Origin of the sequence: Microcoleus sp. B6-A1 (genome assembly GCF_036705085.1) — a bacterium.
Lineage (GTDB): Bacteria > Cyanobacteriota > Cyanobacteriia > Cyanobacteriales > Microcoleaceae > Microcoleus.
Genome location: NZ_JAUBTU010000003.1, coordinates 115,759 through 139,367, shown reverse-complemented (window position 1 = coordinate 139,367; position 23,609 = coordinate 115,759). Strand labels below are relative to the sequence as shown.

The window sequence follows — 23,609 nt, the reverse complement described above, 5'->3', positions numbered from 1 at the left end:
CTTTTTGGACGGGCGGGACGCCCATCCCACAATAACAATTAAAATTGTAAGTTATTTAATTCGCGATCGCTAATCTGCGCTTACAAGCAAGGATCTCGCAAAATCTTCCCATCGCAAAAAATATTAAATAACAAAATTTGATAATTTTTGTTATTATGGGGGGTAATAGTTGACTCAAATAGGTGACTCAACATCATGAATATATCCTTAACTCCTGAACTAGAGCAGTTTGTTCAATCAACAGTCAAAAACGGTAGGTACTCATCTGCTTCTGAAGTGATTCTGGCTGGGTTACAATTGCTAAAAGAACGAGAAGTTTTAGTTGTTTTGAATCCGGTTTCATCAGAGGAGAAGCAGAAATCCAGCTATGATTTCTCGGATTTAGTGGGGCGATTAACTTGGCAGGGAGATGCAGTAACAATGCAGAGGAATCTACGCGATGAGTGGTAATCGCTATGTGTTGGATACGAATGCGATCGTTGCTTTGCTTCAAGGGAATATTCAACTCATTGAATTACTTAAAGATGCGGATTGGATCGGAGTTTCAGTTATTAGCAAAATTGAGTTTCTGGTATTTCCTGGGTTGACTCAAGACGATCGTCAGATTTTTGAGCAGTTTCTGCAACGAGTGGAGGTTCTTGGTTTAGGGGCGATGGATGCTGTTTTGATTGAAAAAATCATTGAAATTCGCCAGCAACATCGCTTGAAACTACCGGATGCGGTTATTGCAGCAATGGCAATCCAAAATTCAGCAACTTTGGTGACAGCCGATCGAGAGTTCGCAAAGGTAACAAGTTTAACGGTAATTAATTGGTAGCGATTGCCCTTGGTTGAGAAAAAGGAGTAAAGGGCGATCGCACTTTTTGACTAATTCCAAAAGAGCGCTCGCTCTTTTGGCATCTGGTAGAGCTGAAGGGCTATCGCACTTTCCGACAAAAACATTCGTAACCAAAAGGGCGAGCGCACTTTTCGACTTATTCCAAAAGGGCGATCGACCTTGTAGTTTATCAAGGCTAAGCAGCCATCGGGCAAAGGCTCAGAGTTGAACAATCAACTTTAATTCTCGGTCGCAGTTCAACTTGAACTAAAGTTTTGAATTCTTCATTTTTGGGAGCAACTAAAAATTCTAATTTACCGTTAATATAATCATTAATTTCAATAAAGTTCACGAGTTCAAAACACATAATACCTACAGTGGCATCGGCTATCTTTAATTCAATTTGAACTGATTTTTGAATGATATTCATTCCAAATTTGAGGGTGACACCTAATGAATCTGTCACTTCATAACACCAATAGCCATCGGAGGGTTGGGAATCTTTTGGTTCTTCACAAAATAATTCTAGAAAAGCTAGTTCATCAAATCCCTCATGTAAATTGATTTTTGCCATTTTCTTACCTAAGATATTGAGTTATTTTCCATAGATTATAGCACTGAGAAAGCGGCGAGTTCCATCGGGCAAGACTTCCCATGAACTTTGGACTTGGGCGAATTTTCCGGTTCTGCCCGGTAACAGTGAATCTCTAAGCTCTGTATCTATTGTAGCCTCTTCTCCTGTGGTGTGGTTGGTATAAGTATTAATAAATCGCTCAACAATATTACTTTCTTCTTGGACTGCTTGTTCTAGATGAGTTTGAATAAATTGACGAGATTCTGAATCGTCATCAAATCCCAAGCGATTTAGTTGTTGTCTATTTTGTACCGCTCTTTTTGAGTTATGAGCGTCTGGCTTGATGTTGACATTGAATAAGTAATCGAGTTTGCGATCGTTAATGATGCAGGGTGTTTTTGCGTCGGTGGGTCGATCGGATTGTGTCAATGGCTGATTTTTAAAATATAGATTTTGGGAATTGTAAGATTATATCATTTTGGTAGTTTTTTCATCCTACAGCACGATCGCACTCACAGCCCCAAAAAGGCGATCGCCCTTTTTGACTTATTCCAAAGGGGCGATCGCTCTTTTTGACTTATTCCAAAAAGGCGATCGCCCGTCGCACTCAAAAACCAACCGTCACTTATCTATCTGGAGGAAGGCGCTAGTTTTATGCGAAACGCGGCCTAATCTTCAGAAAACTTTACAAATCGGAAATTTGAGTCGGGAAAAGTTGAATCAGGACAGGCGATCGCCAAAACGTTCTCTAACAAGTCAAAAATTGTTTGCTTCGCAGCTAACAAAAGGGCGCAGTTTTGCGGGTTGAGAGTGAGGGAATCCAACCACGAAAGGCAGGTTTCGCTAATAGCTTCCAGGTGGCGGCAAACCAGATGGGGGGCAATTTCGGCGGCGCTTTGTTCGAGGATTTTGGGAACCGCTTGCAGAAGGTTGGTTAGGGTGGCGGCATCGGGAGATTCCCAGACATAATCTGCTAATGACATGAGTTTAGGTGCGATTTCCGTAGGGGAAATTTCGCCGCCGCCCCCATTGGTTTCTAGCTGAATGATGCCTTGCTGCTGTGCTTGTTGCAGCAGGGTACAGCAACGAAGATATGCAGATTGAACGCGATAGAGGCTATCTTGCGGGGTGGGTTTTCCTGCTGTGCTGATGTTAATGGGGGCAACTTCTGTGAGGGGAACTCGGAGGCTGTACCAGCGCAGTGCATCCATACTCACGGCTTTGAGTAATTCTGCGGGGGCGATGTCAGGGATGGGATGGAGTTGCTGGGTAGGTTTGTGGAAGGCGTAGAGTTTGAGGGGTTGAACGATGATGAATTGAAATTGCTCTTTGGTGTAGCCCAAGCATTGCATGGCGGCGGTGAGTTGGATGTCGTAGCCGGTGTAGGTGGTGGGACGAATGAGGATGATTTTGTCATAGCCTTGTTGGAATATTTGATGGTAGCGGGTGATGTCTTCTAGGAGTTGGGTGAATTCGCCATCGCGGTGTTGGAGGACGCGATCGCAGTCGTCGCCAAAGTCGGCGGTTTTGATAAACCAGTCTTTGGGTTCGTCTTTGAGGGAGGTTTGTTCGATGTCGGGGGGTAAGTCGGCGGCGAGTTGGCGCGACATGGAAGCTTTGTAAACTTGCTTGCTAGTTTGAATTGAGTTAAAAAAAACTTCAATATCAAGTAAAATTTCTTGATTATTTGCACTTTCTGTGCTAATCCAATTGTGGCATTTTTCTAGGATGTTTTTAACAGTCGTTGTCAGGGAACAACGAATATAAGCTGAGCAAGGAAGAGTTTCTAAAGGGTATTCGGGAATGCTCAACCAAAATTTAGCCGATTTTTGGGATAATGTCATCATCATTTCACAGTTTAACTAGGGATGATATTTGATGCCTTAGTTGCTTGACTGATTGTGAATCAGTGCTAAGGATTGTTGAGAATGTAATTATAGGGAAATTGCCATCCATATAGAGCAATTCGGCTTCAGTAAAGTCATTATTCTGACGCTAGATTGATTAGGCTAGTCCAGATTGTGCCGCCACCGCTTTTTGAGCCGCCTCTAGCTGGGGTGAATATCCAAGCTGAGGCGGTGAGTTCACTTGACCTTATGGTTCATAAATGGGGAAAGCGGTGTTAATAGTCCCATCTGGATTAATAGACATCCGTACCTTGATTCCATTTTCGATTTCTCCTAAGTACCATAGTTCTCCTTTTGGTCCTGCTTTAGCTTCTGTTACTGGCTTTTTGTTAAACCATGCTTTTTGTATGGCAGAAACAACATCAATTTCACTCCAAGAACGGGGAAAGAAAGTTGATTTAATGGGTTCAGTTCCGATTTTATTTGTTTTAAAATCTCCTTTGATTACGACATCTGCTTGGTAGACACCATGAGCATCATTAATTGTACGATTACCCATCACATAGGTGTCAGCACTTCTTGAGGCCTCATAGTGAAAACCTTGGGATCTACCATCTTCTACTACGCCATGAAAAACGTGTTCCAGCATTTCAGGAGTAATTTTGCTAGTCTTTGGATCAATGCCCGCACTTTTTAACAAACCATCCCAGTCTGATTTAGCTACAGAGCCTGTTGATGAATCAGGATACTCCTTGTAAGCAGATTCATCATATTTATCAACATAACGAACCTTGATTGTCTCACCATTCGGTTTTTGGATTTCAATCGTTGGCGATCCCCCAGAACTGAAACCACGACCGATAGCCTTACTACCATCAGGTAACTCAGCAACAAACACATTACCATTTGGAGTTTCTTTCCCTTTGGGATTAAAACCCTGGGTTAGAGCGCTATAGTCTTGCCATGCTTCCTCAACTCCCCCATTCTTGTCATACTGAATAGACTTATCATTCTTGGAGTGCTTCTTAGCATTGATAAGTAAATCATCTATTGAGCCTGGATTGATTTTGACAGGTCCAGGTAATTGCAGTGGTGTGTCTTCTTTCTTATCCTCCTTCGCAATTTGCTCAGAAGTATCATCAATTTTCTTGGCGATATTCTTGCTGATATCATCCAAAGAATCTCCAGTATTGGCAGCATCATCACTAAACTTTCTGATCAAATCACCGACACCGGCTAAAGCAGGTCTGACTCCTGGCATCAAATCAAGAATCCATCCAGCCGCTTCGTCCATTGTGCCGTCGAATTTACGCCAGACTTCAGCAATACCCTCGACAACATCAAGCAGGATTTCTTTCCACTTGGCTTCCTTGAATACTTTAGCAACTTGCTTGGTAACATCGGGCCCTAACTTTCTTAGCAAAGCACCTATCGGCCCCTTAAATGCTATCTTAGCAACACCCTTGATAGCATCGCCAACACCAGGAAACCAACCAGCTAAGGAACCTAGCAACTCTATGTAAGTTTCTGTGTCACGTTTTCCTTCAATGGCAAACTTCCAAAGGGCAACAGCCGTATCGATAACATCGATCGCTTGACCTACAAATGGTACAAAACCCAGAGCGACTTTGATAAGCTCAATAGTGACTTGACCACCAGTAGAGTTGCCAAAGTTCAGAATAGTATCAAGGAGCTTTTTACCATCAATCCCTAAAGTATTCAGCAATCCTTGTAACTGATTTTTTAACTCAGTAGCTTTCTGAGCGATCGCCTTCTCTACACCTGTTCGAGTGGCAGCAATCTTAGCATCAACCCCATTAATCTGGTTCCACAAGTGACCAGTCTTATCCCCCAAAATGGCATTGACAATATCCGCCACCGTCTTCTGAGTGCGAGGTTCAATCCAATCAACAATCCCCTTCAGACCACTTCCAATTCCGCTAATTGTCGATTGGAAACCATCAGCAACACCATCCACCGCAGGCTTGACAATGTTGTTGTAAACATTGAAATTAAACTTAACACCAAACTTATCAACATTGATGCCAAGATTTTTCGTCCAATCAGTAGCGCTCAGGACGTGACCTTTGAACTCTCCAATCAGATTATTAGCACCTCGAACTGCCTGATCGACCTTAGTTCGGAAAGTTTGAGCCGCATTCGCAATGATCTGATTAATCTCTGCTCCAGTGCGGTAGGCATTCTTGATCGTATCAAAGAATTGCTGGATTGCTGAATTCACTCCGTCTTGAATCTCAGTTAACTTACCTCTGAGCCAACTCCGAGCGCTATTAACGGCACTCTTCACCGCATCTCGTCCTTGGTTAATTAACCATTTCGCATCATTTTTCCGATCTTTTACCCAGCCAATTCCGTAATCAGGAACTTGATTTACTGTGTTTTCTAAGCTATTCGCAAACGAATTAGCTTTATTGATAATCCCATCAGCCAGATTATCAACTTGACCCTTAATCGGATTAGCAATGCCATCAACCCAGGAATTAGCTTCATTACGAGCATTATCCAAAGCTTGATGAACCTTTTGCCGTTGCTCCGCATTCATCTGGTTGAGCAAATCTTGCATCTGTTGCTCATAGCTGCGCTTCTCCCGCTCAAGCTGGGCAATCTCCGCATTAGCCTTAGCCCGTTCCGGCCCCGCAAAATTCGCCAACGCCGTATCATAAATGCGCTGAATACGCGGATCGCTTAATAGTGGGCCAGAAGCACCACCGCCATTATTACCAGAAATTCCTGGCTTCCATCCTGGTAAACCTAGTTCAGACTGAGAGAGCTTGTGCTTGAATTTAACAATTAGCTCATAGTCCGTAGTCACACCTTTAGGACTATTGACTCGCAGCATATAAGTACCAGGAATCAAGTCAGCAATAATTTGCTCATCCGTAATTCCCTCCCGCATCGAATAAGCAATTGGTTCATTTCGCACATCGTACAGAACCAAATCTGCATCAGCCAGCAGCTTTTTCAGTTCAGCCGTTATCCGACCACCGCGAGACAGAGTAAACCGATAGTAATCATCAGGAACCAAATTTCCAACTGTCTCACCTGTAAGAGATGTTTCAAACGGATCGACCGGGCCAAACTCAGGTAAAGGTTTTGCTACATACCAATCTAATCCGCCTTTACCCTGCTGACGAGCAATCTCCGCCTGACGAGCCAACTCAGCCAACCGCGCTTCCTCCAGACGGCGTTCCTCTTCTTGGCGACGGCGTTCCATTTCTTCACGCAAACGCCGTTCTTGTTCTTCAAGTTCCCGTTGCTTAGCTTCGGCTTCCCGTCGCCGTGCTTCCTCTTCTTGACGAACTCGCTCTTGATCCCGCGCAAATGCCTCTTCCTGTTCTCGCCGAATACGAGCTTCTTCTTCTTGTCGCTGCCTTAATTCTTCTTCGCGCTGTAGCCGTTCTTGCTCTTGCTTCCACTCATAGTTGGGATGATGTTGCGGAATATAAATCCAATCTCCTGCGGCGATCCTGTGGACATTTGCAAGCCCATTTTTATTCCCAACAAAGGCCCAGTAGTCAGGATCTACGCCATTACCCATAGTTCGTTCAGTAATGTGGCTAATAAATACTCCTGAAGGGATTTGATAAGGGACCCAATCGTAATACTCGCCATTCTTCGAGAACCGTTCAGCGTGCGCCCAGATTTCTGGCGACACCTTATCCGGGTCAACCATAGGCATAATCGGAGCAATATACTCCGCGCCCGGTTCCTCAAAAGAAATCTCAGCCAGTTGCCGGAAAGCCTCAATCTGCTCAAGCGTTAAATCATCAACACTGAACCCTTGACCGCCAAACAACCCAAAATCAGGAGTTGCTGCATTCAAATTCACCTCGTAACCCAAATCGGCCAAAGATGCGATAGTAACAGGACTAATCGGCGCATTCCCAGCCTTGCCGCTTAAGTTCAAATCGGCCGTCATCACCTCATCTTGGAACAGTGCCTCATTCCAATGGAAACCAGCCGAACCTTTACCCTCAGTTTCCAGAGAAATCGCATCAGTCAAACCGCCCAAATCTTTGAACGCATCAACCGCCTTTGCACCGTTATACTGAGCCAGCGGCGTACCCGCATAATCCACCAAACCTTTAGCTTCCCAAAGATTGCCAAAGCCCAAAGCGTGTAAAAACTCGTGCTGCACGACGCTGAACAACTTCCCAGAACGCTCCAACTCGGCAATATCCGCTGCATCAAACTGCACTAAAGATTGAGCGGGCAACATAGTTCCGTAGCGCATGAAATCAATTTTAGTTCGCGCTTGGGTGCCGCTCGCACCGTCAATATTGGCAGTGGAAATCTTGATATTGATATCGTCGATAATCTTGCCGTCAACCACTGCACTCGGCAACCCTTTGCCAATTAATCCAGCCACGCTTTTTGCAGCGGCTTGCATAATAGCCTGTTGCGAAGCACTCAGCGGCGTTTCATATTCCAAATCAATATTAAATGGCTCAGTGGCGGTACTCTCAAATCCAGAGAGAATGTAAGTTGCAGGATTAGCATTGCGTTGATCTATCTTGACAATCACCTCTGCTGGTGCATTGGCTGGCAACTGCAATTTATGACTGCCTTTGCTGAAGGATTGAGTCCCCAATAATTGTCCAGAAGTTGTCAGGTAGCTGACGGATAAGTCGCCTGAGAGGACGGAAAACTTAGCACCATTTAAGTAGCGACTGTCAACCCGATAAATATCCGACGGATCGACGCTGCTAACCTGATCGATGACATCTTCGGTAGCGGAAGGAATCAGTTGCGTTGCATTAGCAAGATTATTGCTGCCCCGATCGACATTTGTTTGAGGAATTCCAGGGACTGTAACCGCAGGAGGAGTCGGATCTCCGGGTAACTGCTTGGTACTCGGATGTTGAGAAATGAACACATCAGTAATGCTTCGCTGTCCGGGTTTAATCGTGTAAAGTTCCGGTATAGTTACCTTTGCCAACTGCACCGCAGCAGCAACATTCAGCAAACCTGACCCTGTTTGAGCGTCCCAATTAGGTCGAGCGAGGTCTGTAGCAGTACGCTTGATCGCGTCAATTGCCTGAGTATAATTCAGCTTAGGATTTGCTGCTAACACTTGAGTGATCGCATTTGTGACTTCAACAGCAGCAACCTTTGTGCTGGATGTACTGCCGCTGCTACCCTTAGCGAGAATATCGAGAGTATTGCCGCTACCCGAATAATCTGCCAATTTAAAGGCATTGGATAGTGCAACGGAATCGTTAAATCGTTGAGCCGCACCGACAGTAACTACGTTGTCAACTTCCTTAGATAATAGACCCAGAGCCGACATTGTGCCTGGGTTATCTCCAGCCGGAACAACAATAATAACATTGTTCTGATATGCGTAGGTGATCGCCGATCGTTCCGCCGCAGTTAATTCCTTGCGGGGAATCACAGTTCCATCAGGCTGAGTTTGAGTCAGGTTGATGTTAATATTAACAACGGCATGGGGTTGCTTGGATACTTTAGCAGCATCCACAAATTTAATCAGAGATTCTACCCACTGACTCGAATTATCTTGAGTGCGAACTACTGGCTGCGACGGGTTACTATTAACTCCATTAGCTGATGGGGAAGGATTGTTTGTGCTATTTGCGGGTTTTTCCTCTGCAACGATCGGAATCTTTTCCTCAGCAGGATTATTGACAGTCAAGCCAGTATCGTTGATAAAACCTACCAAAGGTCGATCGGCTTGAGGAAACTCAAATTGTACTGGTGCGATCGCAGGTGGTGCGACTTTCACTACCATATCTTCCAGCCGCGAAATCAACGCCCCTGTATTATCCGAAATAGGAGTCGATCGAGTTTGTTCCCTCAACTTCTCAGTCATGGCTTCCAAACGAGCAATCAAAGTGCGATCGATCGCATTTTCGGCAACAACATCAGCACTACCCAAATTACTCAAACGTTGTTTAATGCTTTCCAATCGCGCTATCCAATCAGCATTGACATCATTATTGTTTTGTGCTACTTCCTCTTTAACCGATTCTGTCACCGTCACCGTCGAATTATCCTCAGTTGGTTTTTCAACTGTTGGATAAATTGGCAATGACTCTTTTGGTGCAGCATCATTAACACCCCCAGTCTCAGTCTGAGTAACTATTTCCTTTTTCGGCGACTCTACAGCAGTATTCGTACCTACAACTGGCATAGTCGGCGCTGTTTGCGGTGACACAACCGCTGGAGTCTCTTTACTGTCAACCGTCGCTATTGGCTGACTTTCCTTCACAGACTCTACAGGATTCGGGACTACAACAACTTGAGTAGCTTCCGTTTTTTCTAGCTCAGTCACTAAAGCCGGATTCGATTCCTCTTTCGCCTTACTTTCCGCTGGCAAAACTTCCGGTTTTGTCTCTACCTTCGTCAGAGTTTCCGCTGGCAAAACTTCCGGTTTTATTTCTAGTTTCTCAGTTGATGTGGTTGCTGCAACTTCCGTCTCCAAAGTAGATTTTGCTGGCAAAGTTGCCGTTGCTGGTGCTTCGGTAACTTCGTCTTTTACCTCAGTTGTCGGTGTAGAAACAGGCGTTTTTTCAACTGGTAACTTTTCAGTCGAATCCGCCACAGTATCCTTGTCAGCAGTTGGTGTAGTTGTCGCACCTGTGGTCGGATTTTTATCTACCTTGTCAGTTGTTTCAACTTGAGTCGAATCACCAGAATTATTCCCAGCATCTTTGACTTCTTCCTCCGTCGTCACCGCTGGAGTAGTAGGCTTTGCATCTACCTTGTCAGTTGTTTCAACTTGAGTCGAATCACCAGAATTATTCGCAGTATCTTTGACTTCTTCTTCAGTTATCACCGCTGGATTAGTAGGCTTTGTATCTACTTTGTCGGTTGTTTCAACCTGAGTCGAATCACCAGAATTATTCGCAGTATCTTTGACTTCTTCCTCAGTCGTCACCGATGGAGTAGTAGGCTTTGTATCTACTTTGTCGGTTGTTTCAACCTGAGTCGAATCACCAGAATTATTCGCAGTATCTTTGACTTCTTCCTCAGCCGTCACCGATGGAGTAGTAGGCTTTGTATCTACCTGATCCGTTGTTTCAACCTGAGTCGAATCAGTAGTATCTTCGTCGGTAGTAGCGGTAGGCGCTGGAGTGGTGGGAGTCTCTTGATCTGAAGTTGATGGATTCAGAATTTCCTTTTCTAAATCATCCAGTAAATCTGATAATTCAGCATCTACATTTGGTTTTGCTTCCGGGGTAATGTAAGGTTTCGCATAAGCAATAAGTGCCTTGCCCAAATCAGTTTTTCGCCACTCTTTATCCTGGTTAATCACAGTATCAAGCAAAGCAGCTTTTGCTGTCGCACCCCGCACTTGGAAAATGATATCGTTGTAATCCCTATCACTCCCCGAATCTAACCGCATATCCTCCATGACAAAGGTATTGCCTTCTCCCGTGACATCGGCAATTTGACCAAAGTGAAATCCCTCCACAGGATTCGCCATTGCCATAGAAAATAAAGGACGTTGAGCGCCGCCAACAGTCGGATTATCATACACAGACTTTACACTACCGTTGGGTACTAACATCACCCCATATTTACCCCCAGCAGTTACGGCAAAACTCTTGACTCCTAGGTAGACTCCTTCGTTGGCATTACTCTCTCCTAAGAAACCGGAAAACCGTGCACCTTCTGTAGCATCATTAATCACTACATGACCTTTCACCGAGTTACTTAAAGAACGCGCAGCTACTTCTTTAATGAATGCTTCCGAACCGGGTTCAAATTTGTCTAAATCGTCTAAGCTGAAAATAGCTAACTCACCTTGGAACCTCCCACCATCAAATGTGTAGTCTATACTGATGCGACCTGTTTGATCCGTAGTAAATACCCCCGATGTAAAGGGAGAAATTAACTTTTTATCTGTAGTCGCTTCTGGTTCTTTTTGGGTTTCAGTTGTTGCTACGGTAGTAGTTGAATTCTCTTTCTCTGTTTCTTCCCCGTTGCTAGTGTCAGTATTTGTTTCGTCTTCTGGCTTGCTGGCATCTGGGGAAATAGTAACTACCGTCTCGCCTGTTTTTGATTCTTGAGTGGCAACTGTTTCGCCTGCAACTGCATCTGTTTTGGCGGCGGCTGTGCTATTTGGATTGTTGGTGGCAGCAGTTTCGCTGGGTTCTTCGGCGGTTGAAATTGCTGAATCGGTTGGTGGTTTCTCTGGTGCGATTTCCCCCGCTGATGTAGTCTCTTCATTTGGCAGTTCTTCGCTAGCTGATTCAGTCGTGGCTACAGGTTTTTCCGCTTCAAATGTGAGAGTTGTTTCGGAGTCGGTAGTGACTGGTTTGTCGGTAGTTATTGAGGTTATTTCTGTGGCTGCTTCAGTCGCTGCGACAGGTGGTTCCGGTTCAGATGTGAGAGTTGTTTCGGAGTCGGTAGTGACTGGTCTGTCGGTAGTTGTTGATGTTGTTTCTGCCGCAGATTCAGTCGTTGCTACAGATTTTTCCGGTTCAGATGTGAGAGTTGTTTCGGAGTCGGTAGTGACTGGTTTGTCGGTAGTTGTTGATGTTGTTTCTGCGGTGACAGTCTTGTCTTCAACAGGAGTTCCTGTAATTACATCTATGTTTGCAGTGGGTTTTTCCGAAGTTTCGGCGCTGTTTGAGGGAAGTGGAGAATCTGATTGTGCACCGGTGAGGGTGTCTGCGTCGGATGATTTTTGAGTGCTAGTTGGTGCTAAATTCAGCGTGTATTTGATGTCGCCACTGATTTGCAAAACTTTGACTGAATAGTCTCCGGCTAGTAAGCTGTCAACACTAATTGTTTCTGCACTGGTTCCCGCGTTGGTGGAACTGTAAAGTGGTGCGCCACTAGAGTTTAACAAAAATATGTCGGCATTCCCGCTCAAACCGTCGATCGAAAATTGGAAACTTCCCGGACTGGTGATATTAAATTTGTAAAGGTCGTAGATATTTGTAGCGCCAACACTACCTGTGTAGGTTTTGCCGTCAGCCAATGCCCCGATGTTAAGTTCAGTCATACTACCCCTGAAAAATAGTTGCTTGAAAATGCTCTTAATTATCTATCTGGGGGAACTTAAGGTTTTTATGCGAAGCGCGGTGAATCGTTACATAAGTTTACATTAGGGTTGCCGATCGCCCAAAATTTGCAATCTACCCGCATTTAATTTACTGGTGATTTTGCTTAAAACTCTTGTGAGGTGGGCAGGAGAGTCCGCGCAAATCTACAATGTAAATGCAGCAAATCTTAGTGGCGCTTAGGTTTTAAAGGGGCTCAGTGCTCTGTGGGAACCATACCCTACAAGTGCGATCGCCCCAGAGAATCCCTTATCCCCTACAATAAACAAGCAATTATTATATTTTGAGTTATCCTGTGAGTCCTACTGCCGAAGTCAGCAATACCCTAAATGCGGGCGCTCTACCAACCGTTACCGCTACCGCAGCCCGCCGCGCTGTTTTTCCCTTCACTGCAATTGTTGGCCAGGAGGAGATGAAACTGGCGCTGCTGTTGAATGTCATCGATCCCAAAATTGGCGGGGTGATGATTATGGGCGATCGAGGTACTGGTAAATCTACCACAATCCGCGCCCTCACTGATTTGCTGCCGGAAATTGAGGTGGTGGCTGACGATCCTTTTAACAGTCATCCCACTGATCCTGATTTGATGAGTGACGAGGTGCGCGATCGCAGTTTATCTCAAACGGAGATTAAAATCGCCCGCAAAAAAGTCCAAATGGTAGATTTGCCTTTGGGCGCTACCGAAGACCGAGTTTGCGGTACGATCGACATCGAGAAAGCTTTGTCGGAAGGTGTTAAAGCTTTTGAACCGGGGCTTTTAGCTAAAGCTAACCGTGGCATTCTGTACGTTGATGAAGTCAATCTGCTCGACGATCATTTAGTCGATGTTTTGCTCGACTCCGCCGCCAGCGGTTGGAATACTGTTGAAAGAGAAGGTATTTCGATCCGCCACCCGGCTAAGTTTATTTTAATTGGTTCCGGGAATCCAGAAGAAGGAGAATTGCGGCCCCAGTTGCTCGACAGATTCGGGATGCACGCAGAAATTCGGACTGTAAAAGACCCGAATTTAAGAGTGGAAATTGTCGAACAGCGATCGAGTTTTGACCAAAATCCGCCGGAGTTTCTCGCGAAATATCAGCACGAACAAGATGATATGCAGCAGAAGTTGGTGGAAGCTCAGGAAAGGTTGAAATCGGTAACTATCGATCGAGAGTTGCGGGTAAAAATCTCCCAAGTTTGCGCGGAATTGGACGTAGACGGGCTGCGGGGCGATCTGGTGACGAATCGTGCTGCGAAAGCTTTCACGGCTTTGGAATGCCGCACAGAGGTGACTGTGGACGATATTCGCCGGGTGATGACTCTGTGTTTGCGGCACCGGTTGCGGAAAGACCCGCTAGAATCAATAGATTCGGGGTATAAAGTGACTAAAGTGTTCGATCGGGTATTCGGCCTAGAAACAACTGAGGGGTAATTGGTAATTGGTAATTGGTAATGGGTAATTGGTGGTGATGAAACCTTCCCAGATTTTCAGACCTAATTCCCCATTTCCAATTACTAATTCGGGCAATGGAAAAACGAATTTTAGGATTAGATCCGGGCTTAGCAAATCTTGGCTACGGGGCAATTAGTTGTCAAATTGTCCCTGGTAAACAAGATAAAAACAGCGTTTCCATGATTGATTGCGGCGTCATACAAACAACGCCAAAACAGGAAATGGGACAGCGCTTGAAAACAATTTACGATGATTTGCACGAGGTAATTGAACAGATTAAACCTGATATAGCAATTGCCGAAAAACTGTTCTTTTACAAGATGGGGAATACCATACTTGTAGCGCAAGCGCGCGGTGTTTTAACGCTAGTATTGGCGCAGTGTGGAGTGCCGCTGTTCGAGTTTACGCCGGCTCAAATTAAGCAAGCTTTGACCGGCCGCGGTAATGCGGATAAATCCGAAGTGCAAGATGCCGTGGCGCGGGAGTTGGAGTTGGGTTACATTCCGAAACCCGACGATGCGGCGGATGCTTTGGCGGTGGCTTTGACTGGTTGGTACGATGATGATATTTGTCCGAAGAAAATACAGTTGGAAACAGGAAAAATTTAATCTAATCTTTAGTCCGCGAAGGCGGACTTGGTTTGTGTAGTAGCGATTTCAATCGCCGATTCCTAATTCCCGTTCAAATCATCGGCAAATTAAGCACAAATCCGGGCAAGACATCTTCTCCCGATAAACTTACAGGAAATTGTACAATCTCTACTTCGCGAGAAGGGCGATAAATCTCCACTTTTTCGTCTAGAGGATTAATTAACCAACCCAAGCGTAAACCGCTGTTTAGATATTCCTGCATTTTCTCCTGAAGCGGCCGCAGCGGGTCTGGGCGCGATTCCCTTCGGGATAGCTTCGCTTCACGCAATTCTATGAGAAAATCAGGACAGATTGGCGGAAATTTCTCTTGTTATTCTGCTGTTAAAGCAGACCATCTTTCTAAGCTAACCCAAGCGGCGTCTGGAACTCGATAGCCATTATTAGGCAAGCGAAAAAGTGTAGAATAACTAAACACTCTCCCTAGCTGCGTTTTACGGTTCCACAAGCCCAAATCTGTAATTAAATAGGCTTCTCGATTGCCACTGACTCCGCCTACGGGTGACATAATAATGATTTCTCCTTTAGGTGTCCGTTCAAATTGCCAATCTCGATTCATCTGGCATAAACGGTAAAATTGTTCGTCGGTTAATTCGACAGTATCTAAGTTTAAAATAATGGTTGTCATTTTTCCTAACTCCCTAGAAATATGAGCCCTGCAAACCTATTTTAGCGCCGCCTTTTGTCAATTTTAACATCACTCCTCATAGCCCGGACTTAAGCTTTAATACCAGGGCTTAAGCCCCAGACAGACTATTGCGAGGTGCAAAATATTAGTTGAAAATGTAATTAAGTTCGATCGCCCAATTCCCACCTTAATGAAAAAATGCTATAATAGCAACTTTAATTGCTAAACTTATCCCAGCAGCAGAAAACACAGGAAAATAATATGGTGATTATTACCTCACAACAAATTGCCCAATTTCGCTCGCAATTAGCCGAATATCCCGAAGCCCTCAAAGCCCTAGACGCAATCGAAGATTGCGAAGGTAACATCGAAGATGCAGCGATATCTCTAGCAATTCAAGCCGGACAAGAACCGAATATCTCGGAAAATTGGTTAGACGGATTGGCCAAAAGATGCCGCGTTGCTATCTGCAAATCAGAGGTTAAAGAAGAGTTGACAAACGGACAATTGAATGCAGCATTTAGAGATTTAGTTGCCGCAAAAATTTGCCCTGATATTTTGGTGACTTCGGTGATTATTTATGTATTTAAAACTGGGGTGAATGAGTTTTGTGAACCTCTAGAATATAAACTGTAAAGCCATCGATGCCTTTAAAAAGTACGTGAAGCAAAGCTATCCCGAAGGGTAGGGAATCGCCCCAAATTATCGAAACATGATACAACGAGGCGATCCTCTTCGAGGGCTTCGCTAACGCACTTTTTCTCTACCCCTTTGCACTACTGTACCCAGTCGGCACAAAATCCGGCGACAAACCCAAAGATTTCCCCAGCAAACGAGCAAGTTGCACTAAAAAATTAGCAGTATCTTCGTCACCTTCGCGGGCCATTGAAGCCGATATCTGGATTAGCATTTGCACAAATCCCGCATCAATTAAATCGGAACAGGAACTCAAAACTTCTGGTTCTTGGCCGTTGGGACAGGTAAGCACTCGCTCGATTAAGTTCAAATAAGCCTCTTGGCGTTCTGGATTCATTTTGGGAGGATCTGTACAGTAAATAATTTATTATTACGTTTAACTCACTCCTGTCAATCAGGCGATCGAATAAGCGATCCCCGTCTTTCCTCTAGAAACTCCATTCAGTCAGGAATAGACAGAAGCTTAAAGAAAATCTTAAGTTTCTCCATGCTAGTTTAGTCGAGGTAAGGTGCGCTGAACATCACCCTACTATTCAAGGGAATTAGGAATATAAAAAATGAAAATAGGAATATTTTTAGGAAATCTAGGAAACCCCGCCATCTACTATCCCAAACTCGCCAAAATCACTGGCGGAGTCACAGCCAGTATTTTTCTGTGCCAATTATTGCAATGGCAATCACAACATTCCTACTTCGGCGAATGGGTGAAAACTAACAGCGCAGAAATAGAAAAAGCCACCGGTTTAAATCACGAAGAACAGGAATTAGCGAGAAAGCAGCTCAAAGTCCGATCGCTCCTCAAAGAAAAACTACAAAATCCCAACACCGACACCCTAGAACTCTGGGCGGACATTGACGCTTTCGAGGAAAAACTCAATAACTTTTGGACATCCAATCCTGCGGTAATTATACCACAGACAAGCCGCGAAAACAACAATCACCCTGTAGAAATATTCCCCGAAACATCACCCCCAAATCATGTAGTTAAAAGCGACAAATATTTCGGGCAACCCCGCCAACAAATAGCCGTTGCTGTCACGCCTCATTACCGATTTAGCGGCCCTTGGAACTCCCAAGAAGAATTGCACAACTTTCAGCGAGCTTTAGAAGCATATGCTCAAGAGCGTAATTTAGGATTCGGCAATCCTTCTGGATGGGCATTTAAAATTATTGACAGCATGACAAAAGGCTTAACCTCGACTTTTTGGGAGGAATTTCTCGCCGGAATTCCTTTAGGAGAAAGTCAGAAAGTTAAGCGAGATTGGGAAATCGAGCCGGAAGTGCCTTATCCTGCTTTTGAAGAGGAGCGAATTCAGTATTACGTCCACAAAGGAGAACCGCTGGAAGCAGCAGTCTCTAAAGCCCGTGCTGACTTGAGAAACCCGGTTTTGGGCAAAGATTTGTGGGAGGGATTTCTGCGAAAGTGCGATCGCCTTGCTGATGATGCACTCAAAGCCAAAAACCAGGGCGTTGACACACCATATCTGCCCTCTTCCTTCAACGAAAAACCTCAAATCACCAAGGATAGCGTCATGCGGAAATTAGGGGCGATCGCGCCGCAATTTGCCCTGAATCAATCCACATCTGACGCGATTCCAGAACCGCCAAAACTCGAACAAAAAGAGCCACAAACCGCCGCCGAAATCCCCAGTATTTCCTCTTTGCAAAAAGCTTACCAAACTCCTCTGGGTCGAAGTATAGTAGAAAAACAAATCGCTGCAAATCCAGACTGGGGTTACGAAATAGTTGACGGTGAAATAGTCGAATCAATCCCTTTTTAAGGAGGCTGATATGAAACGAATTAGCGATATCAATCCGCTGGGAGAAGAGCGACCAAATCCTTCTGAGCAAGAGAGAGAAAAACTGCGGGTGGAAAGGTTGCAGCGAGAAAGAGATGAAGGATATCAAAAATTAGTTGAACTCTGCAATTTAGGCGAATATGACATGGCCCAGCAGTTGGCAAATCGACATTTTAATTGGGGTTATGAAATAGTTGATGGAATTGTGATGGAAAGGATAGATTAGGTTCGCAGTTATCCCCTTTGTCACTTTCATGGGCGGGCAAGATGCCCGCCCCACAAAAAAATTAATATGTCGTGGAACAGGCATCTTGCCTGTTCCTAATAATATGGGCCGGCTCTCCGGCATACCCCACAAGAAACTGGATATGTTGTGGAACAGGCATCTTGCCTGTTCCTAAGAATGGTGCAAGTGGACTACCGCAATGTGTATGTTATAATTATAACTAAAAATTAAATAACTATTAAAATATGACGACAACTATTAATGCCAAAAACCTAACATTAGCAGAAGTACACCGTCTGTTCGGCTTTCAAAAGCAGTACACGAACTCATTTACCTCTCTGTTATCCCTTGAAGATATAACAGAACACGAACAGCAGGAACTTATACAAATTAGGGATGACTTCGATGACTACATTTCAACTGATCGAGTTTCTGAAGGACTGGTAAAAGCTCTGACTACCTTTCCCCTAATGCGATTGGCTGGCTTCTACCGCCGCCCGATTAAAATTAGTTTAGAACAAGACATCGCCGAAATTAGCATTGAAGATGAAGATACAATCATTAAAGGGCGATTTGATATCTTAGCTGTCAACAGGATAAAACCCATAAGAAGCGATACATATTTTTGGGTTTTGGTGATTGAAAGTAAAAATTCTGGAATCAACGCATTGATGGGTTTATCCCAATTGCTAACCTATGCTTATCAAAGTTTAAAATATCAAGACACAATCTGGGGTTTGACAACAAACGGAATGCACTATCAGTTCGTCAATATTCAGGGGGGCAATAACCCAACCTATCAGCTAATGCCTTTGCTAAACCTGATGGAACCCGACTCTTCAATTTTGTTGCTGCAAGTGTTAAAAGCTATTTGCAAACTATAAAAAAAGAGGCAGAGAAAATTCCCCGCCTCCAATCTGCAATGACTGTTAACCTAAAAGTTAGATTAGCCAGCCAATACTTTTTAGTAGCCTCTGGTGTTAGGCTTGTGCACGATGAAGCTCAGCACTTGGCATTGCTTCACGTTGTCAAAACCCATGACGCGGATGTAGCAGCTAGGATTTTCTTGACGGCAAGCTTGAACTTCAGCCATGATTTCTTGGACGCTGCGAGCACCAAACAAAGGCAACTTCCACAGAGTCCAGTAGCGCATTTCAGCGGCAGAGGTTTCGTTGAATTCTACGCCGGGAATGTAGCCTTGATCCAGGATGTACTGGAGTTGCTTGGCAATTTGGGCGTCTGTCAGCGGGGGCAAATAGGACAGAGTTTCGTAACGACGCTCTTTAGGTAAAGTCTTCATTTTTTGTATCTCTAAGGTGTGTGTTCGATCGCACTTGTCGATCGATTAACTCGACAAATTATCCAGATTCGGTTCAGAATCTATTGATGTTTCAGGATTACTGCTAGAAACAGACCAATTAAGTTGCGTAGTTCGCTCTAAATGCTGGCGTCTGTGTTCCATATTCGCCTGTTGAATGCCAGTACAAACCATTTCTGGCAAAAATTCCGTCACATCGTGAGCCAGATACTCTCGCACAGTCATGATCCGAAAGCCTAAATCTTGATTTTCCAAAAGCAACTCTTGAATGTAAGCTTCTCCATCTTGGATTTTGCCCTTAGTGGAAAAATCATTCAACCAGATTGCCAGAGGAGGATTGGTTTCGCTCAACTGAGCGACCACCATCCGCACGGATTGATAGGTTAGGTAACTTGCCAGCACCTTAGCGGTGTCTTTCGCAACTTGTTTGAGATCCATTTTTGACCCCAGCTCCCTCAAATTTTAGATTTTGGATTTTAGATTTTGGATGCAAACTTACTTGTAAATCTTCTTCAAAGATAAAGACTTCCCAGCAAGTTTGCGACCTAAAACCTAAAATCTCAAACCAAAAATCCTTAAAGGGTATCCATTGCCTCGAACTCAAACTTGATTTCTTTCCAGAGTTCGCAAGCAACAGCCAGTTCAGGAGACCATTTGCAAGCTTCGCGAATTACGTCGCCGCCTTCGCGCATCAAGTTGCGGCCTTCGTTACGAGCTTGGACGCAAGCTTCCAAAGCAACGCGGTTAGCAGTTGCACCAGGTGCGTTACCCCAAGGGTGGCCCAAGGTGCCGCCGCCGAACTGCAAGCAGGAGTCGTCGCCGAAGATTTCCACCAAAGCCGGCATGTGCCAGATGTGGATACCACCAGAAGCAACCGGCATGACACCGGGCATGGAGGCCCAATCTTGGGTGAAGTAAATACCGCGGCTGCGGTCTTCTTCGATGTGGTCTTCGCGCATCAAGTCTACGAAGCCCATCGTGATGCCTTTTTCGCCTTCGAGTTTACCCACAACTGTACCGGAGTGCAGGTGGTCGCCACCGGACATCCGCAAGCACTTGGCAAGCACGCGGAAGTGGATACCGTGGTTTTTCTGACGGTCGATAACTGCGTGCATGGCGCGGTGAATGTGCAGCAAAATACCGTTGCGGCGACACCATTTAGCCAAGGTGGTGTTTGCAGTGAAACCACCGGTCAGGTAGTCGTGCATGATGATGGGGGTTTTTATTTCCTTAGCGAACTCAGCCCGCTCCATCATTTCTTCGCAGGTAGGGGCAGTTACGTTGAGGTAGTGACCCTTGACTTCGCCGGTTTCTGCTTGGGCTTTTTCAATAGCTTCTTGAACGAACAAGAAACGATCGCGCCAGCGCATGAACGGTTGCGAGTTGATGTTTTCGTCGTCTTTGGTGAAGTCCAAACCGCCGCGCAGAACTTCGTAAACGGCACGGCCGTAGTTCTTAGCAGACAGACCCAATTTGGGCTTAATTGTACAACCCAGCAAAGGACGGCCGTACTTGTTCAATTTGTCCCGCTCAACGGTAATACCGTGAGGAGGGCCTTGGAAGGTTTTCAGGTAAGCAATGGGAATCCGCAAGTCTTCCAACCGCAGAGCGCGCAGAGCTTTGAAACCGAACACGTTACCGACCAAAGAGGTCAGCAAGTTGGTGACGGAACCTTCTTCAAACAAATCCAAAGGATAGGCAATGAAGCAGATGTATTGGTTGTCTTCACCGGGAACTGGTTCGATGTCGTAGCAGCGACCTTTGTAGCGGTCGAGGTCGGTCAGGAGGTCAGTCCAAACAGTCGTCCATGTACCTGTGGAAGATTCAGCAGCCACAGCAGCTCCAGCTTCTTCTGGGGGAACTCCCGGCTGCGGTGTGACGCGGAATGCAGCCAAAATATCTGTATCTTTCGGCGTGTAGTCCGGCGTGTAATACGTTAGTTTATAGTCTTGAACTCCGGCTTTATACCCAGCCTTTGATTGAGTTTGGGTTTGCGCGTAAGCCATATCTCGCTTCCTAGTATTCGCTTAATTTTTTTGCCCGATCGCAGGCTGTTAAAAATATATCAACAAAGTGTCACTCTCAAATTTTAATATTCTTTTAATCATCATAAGTATTATTTATTTTGCTTTACATTAGGCAAATATTTGTAACATATCTTATGAAATGCCAGCAGCGAAGGATGCAGGAGGAAAGGCTGGGGATCGCAGAGTGGGAAGGAATTTTGCTCGACCAAAAGATATGGTGCAGCAAGCGGAACAGCGGATCAATACGGTTTATGTAAAGAATTTAATACTTAAAAATCAGAATTTGTAATGGGTAATCGGCAAGGGGGAAGTAGTTAGAAATACCTAAAGTTATGGTTGGGAGTTAAGATCGATCGCCAGATCGATCTCAACTGTTATTCAGTATGTAGCAATCCAAAATCCCAAATCTAAAATCTAAAATCCCGTGACTTCCAGACCGCCAACTCAAAAATCGACAGCATAGCACATAATATGGACAGGACTTGTGCTCTCAAACCAAATCCGTCGTTACAGCCATTTAACCTCGCTGAAAACCGGGTTTCTGCGTTAGCTGCGCGTAAGTCTACTATGGATATTTAGCCCCATTTTTACTCTGGTTGTGCCTCACCCCCCTTCAAAAGCCGTTCACTGCATCAATCCAGATTGCCCAAGGCCCTACCCTCAGACTTGGGGCAACAATTTTTGTCATAGTTGCGGGGCTCCCCTGCGGCTAAAAAATCGCTACGTGCCTCTAGAAAGCCTCGGTTCCGGGGGTTTTGCAGCAATTTTCACAGTCTGGGACACAGAAACTGAAACCGAGCGCGTCCTGAAAGTGTTGCTCGAAACTTCCCCGAAAGCGCTGAAACTGTTCGAGCAAGAAGCTTGGGTTTTGGCACTTTTGCGGCACCCTGGCGTCCCTAGAGTCGAGCCTGACGGTTATTTTCACGTCCAAACCCAAAATTTTGCAGGCGGGGATGGAAATCCGGCGGCGAAGCGACTGCCTTGTTTGGTAATGGAAAAGATTCACGGCAAAACTTTAGAAGAGGTTCTCGACGAGCACCCTCAAGGATGTCCGCAGGAATGGGTGTTTAGTTGGCTGAGTCAAGCTGTGGAAATTTTAGAGGAGTTGCACAGGTGTCAGATTATTCACCGCGACATTAAACCCTCAAATTTGATGCTGCGAGACCCGGAATCGCCCCAAGTTTTGCTAAGCAAGGGTTTGGGCGGACTGCAATTGGTGACGATCGACTTTGGGGGAGTTAAACAGATGGGCGGTGTCGAATCCGTGGGGAAAGATTCTCGGAGTTCGACGCGGTTGATTTCGCCCGGGTACAGTCCCCCGGAACAAATTGTGGGCGGCGGTGTGGTGCCGGCGACGGATTTTTATGCGCTGGGGCGGACTTGTATTCATTTGCTGACGGGGAAGTATCCGGCGGAAATTGAAGATCCGATGACGGGGGAGTTGCGATGGCGCCACATTGTATCGGTGAGTCCGGCTTTGGCGAATTTGTTGGACGATATGGTGCGATCGAATGTGCAGCAGCGTCCGGCGACTGCTGGCGATGTTCGATCGCGTTTGCAGGAGATTTATGCTAGGAGTAAGGGCAAAATCGCGATCGCCCCAATCGGTCAAGCTATTTTAGAATTCTGCCGGCAAGTAGTGGTGGCGGGGGCGCAAAAAACGGCAAATTTGACGGTTTTGCTGTTCGGCGCGATCGCCCAAATCGTGGTAGCTTCTCTGGATACCGGCTGGGAAATGGTGCTGGGTGCCGTTGGTGGAAGTGCGGGGGCGATCGGCGGTTTGGTTTTGGGTTATGCTTCGCCTATTGGCCCGGAAATTGCCAGTTTTCTGAATGAAGGTTTGCAGCAATTAATTCCTAACATGACTTTCGCTGTCGGGCCGGAAGTGCTGCTGTTTGGATTTGCGGGGTTCGGAACTGCGATCGGTTTGACGGATGCGGGGAGTTTTCGCCAGCAAAAACAGTATTGGCTGTCTGGATTGATGGGAGCTCAGGGTTATTTGTTGGCGGGTTTGTGCTGGATGGAAGCCACAGCTTCTAGTGGTGTGCAGGGGGTTATTTTGGGAGCTTTTGCGATCGCCTCTATGACTGTGGGAATGGGTTTGCGGAGTCATCAATTAGTTCACGCTTTGGTAGTGGCTGTTTTCTCTACGGGAATGTTTCTGTTGCTGAATGCTTGGAACATTTTTCCGGGGAGTTTATTTGGGATTTTGTCACTGTCTAACGTTACCTTTGGCTGGCTGCAAGTTTGGGGCTCAATTGTGTTTTTTGGTTTGTTGGGAAGTGCGATCGGGCTTTGTTTGGGAGTCAGTCATTATTTAGTTGTGCCCGTACTCAGGTGGTTGGGATGGCGGTAGGAATTAACTAATTAAAGATTAAATAAACATTTTAAGCAACGAGCTAAAAATTACAGTTTTTGGGCGGGCAAGATGCCCACCCACAATAATTTTAATATATTGAGAGTGTAAGTTATATCGTTTCCGTTTGATTCAGACAAGTCTGATGTTAAATTTTTTAGTGCCGGGTAAACCGGCCAATAATTGCCC

At 45.3% G+C, this 23,609-nt stretch carries 18 protein-coding genes and 1 pseudogene; 10 read left to right on the top strand and 9 right to left on the bottom strand.

What is annotated here, in order from left to right:
* Positions 1–195: 195 nt before the first annotated feature.
* Both QUB11_RS02045 and QUB11_RS02040 read left to right on the top strand, forming a co-directional pair.
* Complete coding sequence (locus QUB11_RS02045) at positions 196–450, top strand: type II toxin-antitoxin system ParD family antitoxin (RefSeq protein WP_333202990.1); 255 nt, start codon at positions 196–198, stop codon at positions 448–450.
* Positions 440–817: a type II toxin-antitoxin system VapC family toxin gene (locus QUB11_RS02040; RefSeq protein WP_333202992.1), complete on the top strand. Its 378-nt coding sequence runs from the start codon at positions 440–442 to the stop codon at positions 815–817. Before QUB11_RS02045 ends, QUB11_RS02040 begins: the two co-directional genes overlap by 11 nt.
* Before the next feature lie 196 nt (positions 818–1,013).
* Here the strand turns inward: QUB11_RS02040 and QUB11_RS02035 are convergent, their stop codons facing one another.
* The 4 genes from QUB11_RS02035 to QUB11_RS02020 all read right to left on the bottom strand — a co-directional run bounded on the left by QUB11_RS02035 (position 1,014) and on the right by QUB11_RS02020 (position 12,233).
* On the bottom strand, positions 1,014–1,391 hold the full coding sequence (locus QUB11_RS02035) for a hypothetical protein (RefSeq protein WP_333103363.1): 378 nt from the start codon (positions 1,389–1,391) through the stop codon (positions 1,014–1,016).
* 21 nt (positions 1,392–1,412) lie between these two features.
* Positions 1,413–1,820, bottom strand: a complete 408-nt coding sequence (locus QUB11_RS02030) for a hypothetical protein (protein ID WP_096831481.1) — start codon at positions 1,818–1,820, stop codon at positions 1,413–1,415.
* A 239-nt stretch (positions 1,821–2,059) separates the two neighbouring features.
* Positions 2,060–3,241, bottom strand: coding sequence for a DALR anticodon-binding domain-containing protein (locus QUB11_RS02025; RefSeq protein ID WP_333389543.1), 1,182 nt, complete (start codon positions 3,239–3,241; stop codon positions 2,060–2,062).
* A 244-nt stretch (positions 3,242–3,485) separates the two neighbouring features.
* Complete coding sequence (locus QUB11_RS02020) at positions 3,486–12,233, bottom strand: DUF4114 domain-containing protein (RefSeq protein ID WP_333389541.1); 8,748 nt, start codon at positions 12,231–12,233, stop codon at positions 3,486–3,488.
* A 353-nt stretch (positions 12,234–12,586) separates the two neighbouring features.
* On the opposite strand from QUB11_RS02020, the gene bchI reads away from it, so the two are divergent.
* Positions 12,587–13,702, top strand: coding sequence for a magnesium chelatase ATPase subunit I (gene bchI / locus QUB11_RS02015; RefSeq protein WP_333389539.1), 1,116 nt, complete (start codon positions 12,587–12,589; stop codon positions 13,700–13,702).
* Positions 13,703–13,797: 95 nt separating this feature from the next.
* Entirely contained in the window at positions 13,798–14,331 is a 534-nt protein-coding gene (gene ruvC, locus QUB11_RS02010) for a crossover junction endodeoxyribonuclease RuvC (protein WP_333054731.1), read from the top strand.
* 73 nt (positions 14,332–14,404) lie between these two features.
* Here the strand turns inward: ruvC and QUB11_RS02005 are convergent.
* Positions 14,405–14,998 (bottom strand): annotated as a pseudogene (locus QUB11_RS02005) (Uma2 family endonuclease).
* A 261-nt stretch (positions 14,999–15,259) separates the two neighbouring features.
* Here QUB11_RS02005 and QUB11_RS02000 point away from each other — a divergent pair.
* Complete coding sequence (locus tag QUB11_RS02000) at positions 15,260–15,634, top strand: hypothetical protein (RefSeq protein ID WP_006632950.1); 375 nt, start codon at positions 15,260–15,262, stop codon at positions 15,632–15,634.
* Positions 15,635–15,761: 127 nt separating this feature from the next.
* Here the strand turns inward: QUB11_RS02000 and QUB11_RS01995 are convergent, their stop codons facing one another.
* The gene (locus QUB11_RS01995) at positions 15,762–16,031 is read right to left on the bottom strand and encodes a hypothetical protein (RefSeq protein WP_333154201.1); all 270 of its coding nucleotides are present in this window, start codon (positions 16,029–16,031) and stop codon (positions 15,762–15,764) included.
* Positions 16,032–16,251: 220 nt separating this feature from the next.
* Here QUB11_RS01995 and QUB11_RS01990 point away from each other — a divergent pair, with 220 nt between their 5' ends.
* The 3 genes from QUB11_RS01990 (at position 16,252) to QUB11_RS01980 (ending at position 18,603) form a co-directional block, all read left to right on the top strand.
* A complete protein-coding gene (locus QUB11_RS01990; RefSeq protein WP_333389537.1) occupies positions 16,252–17,475 on the top strand; it encodes a hypothetical protein in 1,224 nt (407 codons plus the stop codon).
* Between the two features lie 10 nt (positions 17,476–17,485).
* Complete coding sequence (locus QUB11_RS01985) at positions 17,486–17,719, top strand: hypothetical protein (protein WP_333389535.1); 234 nt, start codon at positions 17,486–17,488, stop codon at positions 17,717–17,719.
* Positions 17,720–17,964: 245 nt separating this feature from the next.
* Positions 17,965–18,603, top strand: a complete 639-nt coding sequence (locus QUB11_RS01980; protein WP_333389533.1) for a restriction endonuclease subunit R — start codon at positions 17,965–17,967, stop codon at positions 18,601–18,603.
* Positions 18,604–18,683: 80 nt separating this feature from the next.
* On the opposite strand, the gene QUB11_RS01975 is transcribed toward QUB11_RS01980, so the two are convergent.
* The 3 genes from QUB11_RS01975 to QUB11_RS01965 all read right to left on the bottom strand — a co-directional run bounded on the left by QUB11_RS01975 (position 18,684) and on the right by QUB11_RS01965 (position 21,043).
* Positions 18,684–19,019, bottom strand: coding sequence for a ribulose bisphosphate carboxylase small subunit (locus QUB11_RS01975; protein WP_190745620.1), 336 nt, complete (start codon positions 19,017–19,019; stop codon positions 18,684–18,686).
* Between the two features lie 45 nt (positions 19,020–19,064).
* Positions 19,065–19,475, bottom strand: coding sequence for a RuBisCO chaperone RbcX (gene rcbX, locus QUB11_RS01970; RefSeq protein ID WP_333054738.1), 411 nt, complete (start codon positions 19,473–19,475; stop codon positions 19,065–19,067).
* Positions 19,476–19,612: 137 nt separating this feature from the next.
* Complete coding sequence (locus QUB11_RS01965; protein ID WP_333045238.1) at positions 19,613–21,043, bottom strand: form I ribulose bisphosphate carboxylase large subunit; 1,431 nt, start codon at positions 21,041–21,043, stop codon at positions 19,613–19,615.
* 160 nt (positions 21,044–21,203) lie between these two features.
* Here QUB11_RS01965 and QUB11_RS01960 point away from each other — a divergent pair, with 160 nt between their 5' ends.
* Both QUB11_RS01960 and QUB11_RS01955 read left to right on the top strand, forming a co-directional pair.
* Positions 21,204–21,353 carry a hypothetical protein gene (locus QUB11_RS01960; protein ID WP_333203007.1) on the top strand — a complete coding sequence of 50 codons (150 nt, stop codon included), beginning with the start codon at positions 21,204–21,206 and terminating at the stop codon, positions 21,351–21,353.
* Positions 21,354–21,662: 309 nt separating this feature from the next.
* Complete coding sequence (locus QUB11_RS01955) at positions 21,663–23,420, top strand: serine/threonine-protein kinase (RefSeq protein ID WP_333203009.1); 1,758 nt, start codon at positions 21,663–21,665, stop codon at positions 23,418–23,420.
* The last annotated feature ends 189 nt before the right edge of the window (positions 23,421–23,609 follow it).

What these genes read in the sequence shown, in the direction of transcription:
- QUB11_RS01990 (WP_333389537.1), top strand. Translation starts at nt 16,252, where the DNA reads ATGAAAATAGGAATATTTTTAGGAAATCTAGGAAACCCCGCCATCTAC.
- QUB11_RS02035 (WP_333103363.1), bottom strand. Translation starts at nt 1,391, where the DNA reads ATGGCAAAAATCAATTTACATGAGGGATTTGATGAACTAGCTTTTCTA.
- rcbX (WP_333054738.1), bottom strand. Translation starts at nt 19,475, where the DNA reads ATGGATCTCAAACAAGTTGCGAAAGACACCGCTAAGGTGCTGGCAAGT.
- QUB11_RS02040 (WP_333202992.1), top strand. Translation starts at nt 440, where the DNA reads ATGAGTGGTAATCGCTATGTGTTGGATACGAATGCGATCGTTGCTTTG.
- QUB11_RS02045 (WP_333202990.1), top strand. Translation starts at nt 196, where the DNA reads ATGAATATATCCTTAACTCCTGAACTAGAGCAGTTTGTTCAATCAACA.
- QUB11_RS01960 (WP_333203007.1), top strand. Translation starts at nt 21,204, where the DNA reads ATGCCAGCAGCGAAGGATGCAGGAGGAAAGGCTGGGGATCGCAGAGTG.
- QUB11_RS01975 (WP_190745620.1), bottom strand. Translation starts at nt 19,019, where the DNA reads ATGAAGACTTTACCTAAAGAGCGTCGTTACGAAACTCTGTCCTATTTG.
- QUB11_RS02000 (WP_006632950.1), top strand. Translation starts at nt 15,260, where the DNA reads ATGGTGATTATTACCTCACAACAAATTGCCCAATTTCGCTCGCAATTA.
- QUB11_RS02020 (WP_333389541.1), bottom strand. Translation starts at nt 12,233, where the DNA reads ATGACTGAACTTAACATCGGGGCATTGGCTGACGGCAAAACCTACACA.
- QUB11_RS01985 (WP_333389535.1), top strand. Translation starts at nt 17,486, where the DNA reads ATGAAACGAATTAGCGATATCAATCCGCTGGGAGAAGAGCGACCAAAT.
- ruvC (WP_333054731.1), top strand. Translation starts at nt 13,798, where the DNA reads ATGGAAAAACGAATTTTAGGATTAGATCCGGGCTTAGCAAATCTTGGC.
- QUB11_RS01965 (WP_333045238.1), bottom strand. Translation starts at nt 21,043, where the DNA reads ATGGCTTACGCGCAAACCCAAACTCAATCAAAGGCTGGGTATAAAGCC.
- QUB11_RS01980 (WP_333389533.1), top strand. Translation starts at nt 17,965, where the DNA reads ATGACGACAACTATTAATGCCAAAAACCTAACATTAGCAGAAGTACAC.
- QUB11_RS02025 (WP_333389543.1), bottom strand. Translation starts at nt 3,241, where the DNA reads ATGATGATGACATTATCCCAAAAATCGGCTAAATTTTGGTTGAGCATT.
- QUB11_RS01995 (WP_333154201.1), bottom strand. Translation starts at nt 16,031, where the DNA reads ATGAATCCAGAACGCCAAGAGGCTTATTTGAACTTAATCGAGCGAGTG.